Genomic DNA, 2,620 nt, shown 5'->3' on the forward strand with positions numbered 1-2,620 from the left:
GTACGCCTCCGATGGGGGCCGTCTTGCGTGAGGGTTGGTAATTCGCGAAGCGTGTGACCTTAAGTCTAGCTTTAAGGTCATCAGGCGATGCGGGTCGAGGTTTTAGGCGGGCTGGAGCGGCGGCGGCGTTGGTCGCAGGACGACAAGGCACGGATTGTCGAGGAGACGTTGGCACCGGGCGCGAAGGTAACTGAGGTTGCGCGGCGCAACGGAGTAGCGGCCAGCCTGGTGTTTACCTGGCGTCGACAAGCACGGACATCGGAACAAGTTGCACCATCTTTTACGCCGGTGCAGATCGCCGCCGTAGCGGCTTCGACTGAAGAAACTGCGAAGCTTTTGCCTACGGTTGATGGCCGAGTTCGCTCGGCGGCAGCCGCACGTACTGGATTGATAGAGATCGATCTCGGCAACCGACGGTGCATCCGGGTGGATGCGCACGTCGATCCGGAGGCGCTGGCGCGGGTCCTCGATGTGCTTGGACGCCGATGATTGCTGTACCAGGGAATGTGCGAGTGTGGCTGGCGACAGGCTACACGGATATGCGCAGAGGCTTTCCGTCGCTGGCCCTCCAAGTGCAGGAGGTGCTGCACAAAGAACCGCTCAGCGGTCATTTGTTTGTCTTCCGCGGTCGCCGCAGCGATCTTGTGAAGGTGATCTGGCACGATGGTCAGGGAGCCTGCTTGTTCACAAAAAAACTCGAGAGAGGAAAGTTTATCTGGCCATCGGTTGCCGGTGAAGCGGTAACGATCTCGCTGGCGCAGTTGAGCTATCTGCTGTCCGGGATCGATTGGCGCAATCCGCAAGAAACCCAGCGGCCGACGCGGGTCGGATAATCGTTTTGGGTTTGAATCTGATGCTCGATCTGATTCAATGGCGTCATGACATCGAAGCCGGACGACCTTCCTTCGGATCTCACGAGAGCCTACCTTGCTCTGCTGGCCGAGCGCGAGGCGTTGCAGGCTGAACGCGATGTGGCAGTCGCGGATGCCGCCAACGCGCGGGCGGAGCTATCGGACAGCGAGGTGCTGATCGCTCATCTTGAGCTACGGATCGAGAAGCTCAAACGCGAACTGCACGGGCAGCGCTCCGAGCGCACGGCGCGTTTACTCGAGCAGTTGGAATTGGAGCTCGAAGAACTCGCCACCACGGCGACCGAGAATGAGCTTGCCGCGCAGGCCGCAGCAGCGAAGACGCAGAACGTTCGCCCCTTCATGCGCAAGCGGCCGGTTCGCCAGCCATGGCCGGACGACATCGAACACGAGCGCGTCGTCATTGAGGCTCCAACGAGCTGCGCCTGCTGCGGTGGATCTCGGCTGGCGAAGGTCGGAGAGGATGTGACCAAGACGCTGGAGGAGATCCCGCGTCGCTTCAAGGTGATCGAGACGATACGCGAGAAGTTCACCTGCCGCGATTGCGAGAAGATCAGCCAGCCGCCGGCACCGTTCCATGCCACGCCGCGCGGCTTCATCGGTCCGCAATTGCTGGCGACAATGCTGTTCGACAAGTTCGGCATGCATATCCCGCTCAATCGCCAGAGCGTGCGCTTCAAGGCTGAGCGGATCGACCTGCCGCTGTCGACGCTGGCCGACCAGGTCGGCCACGGAACCTTCGCCGTCATGCCGCTGTTCCAGCTGATCGAGCGTCATGTGCTCGCGGCCGAGCGCCTTCATGGCGACGACACCACTATCCGCATCCTGGCGAAGGGCAAGTGCACGACCGGCCGGATCTGGACCTATGTGCGGGATGACCGGCCGTTCGCCGGGCCTGCGCCGCCGGCGGCGGTCTATTATGCCTCGGGCAACCGACGGGGCGAACATCCTCAGAAGCATCTGGCCGCCTTCGCCGGCATTCTGCAGGCGGATTGCTATGGCGGCTTCGAGCCGTTGTTCGACCCAAAAAGGAAAGCAATGCCGATCACGCCGGCGTTTTGCCTGGCCCATGCGCGGCGGGGATTCTTCGAACTGGCTGACATCGAGAAAGCCGCCCGGGAAGGCCGCAAGGGCAAACCGGTCTCCCCGATCGCGCTGGAGGCGGTCAGGCGTCTGGATGCGTTGTTCGAGATCGAGCGCGCCATCAACGGCCGTAGTGCCGACGAGCGGCGTGCCGTGCGCCAGGAGCGGAGCAAGCCGCTGCTCGACGACATGCATGACTGGCTGCTCCGCGAGCGAGAAAGCCTCTCGCGCTCCGCCGAGGTCCTGAAGCCCATGAACTACATGCTCAAGCGCTGGGACGACTTCGTCCGCTTCCTCGACGATGGCCGGATCTGCTTGACCAACAATTGCGCTGAGCGTGCATTGAGAGGCATTGCCTTGGGAAGGCGCAACTGGACCTTCGCTGGTAGCCAACGTGGCGCCGACCGTGCCGCGATCATGCTGACGATGATCACGACCTGCCGCCTCAACGACGTCGATCCAAAGGCCTGGCTCGCCGACGTCCTCGCCCGGATCGCCGATCTTCCCGCGTCGCGGCTGCGCGAACTGCTGCCCTGGGAATGGAAGCTCCTGCACCAAGCCGGCAAGTCCGCCGATCAGCAAGCCGCCTGACCTTCACGCAACGCCATCGTAGAACTCGCCGCGCTCGCGCGCATGTGTCAATCAGGCGGCCTTCGTCGTATGCGTAC

Annotated in this window: 3 protein-coding genes; all 3 read left to right on the forward strand. The window is 62.6% G+C overall.

Annotation, left to right across the window (positions count from 1 at the left end; translation table 11 throughout):
* Nucleotides 1-87: 87 nt before the first annotated feature.
* From tnpA to tnpC, 3 genes are read left to right on the forward strand one after another with little or no spacing between them, the layout of a single operon-like run.
* Complete coding sequence (tnpA, locus tag AC0L3B_RS37985) at nt 88-489, forward strand: IS66-like element accessory protein TnpA (protein ID WP_085357272.1); 402 nt, start codon at nt 88-90, stop codon at nt 487-489.
* 23 nt (nt 490-512) lie between these two features.
* The gene (tnpB, locus tag AC0L3B_RS37990) at nt 513-833 is read left to right on the forward strand and encodes an IS66 family insertion sequence element accessory protein TnpB (RefSeq protein ID WP_425304745.1); all 321 of its coding nucleotides are present in this window, start codon (nt 513-515) and stop codon (nt 831-833) included.
* Between the two features lie 45 nt (nt 834-878).
* Nucleotides 879-2,543, forward strand: a complete 1,665-nt coding sequence (tnpC, locus tag AC0L3B_RS37995; protein ID WP_085357270.1) for an IS66 family transposase — start codon at nt 879-881, stop codon at nt 2,541-2,543.
* The last annotated feature ends 77 nt before the right edge of the window (nt 2,544-2,620 follow it).

It is taken from the genome of Bradyrhizobium sp. Kon56, from assembly GCF_055807635.1.

What these genes read in the sequence shown, in the direction of transcription:
- tnpC (WP_085357270.1), top strand. Translation starts at nt 879, where the DNA reads ATGACATCGAAGCCGGACGACCTTCCTTCGGATCTCACGAGAGCCTAC.
- tnpA (WP_085357272.1), top strand. Translation starts at nt 88, where the DNA reads ATGCGGGTCGAGGTTTTAGGCGGGCTGGAGCGGCGGCGGCGTTGGTCG.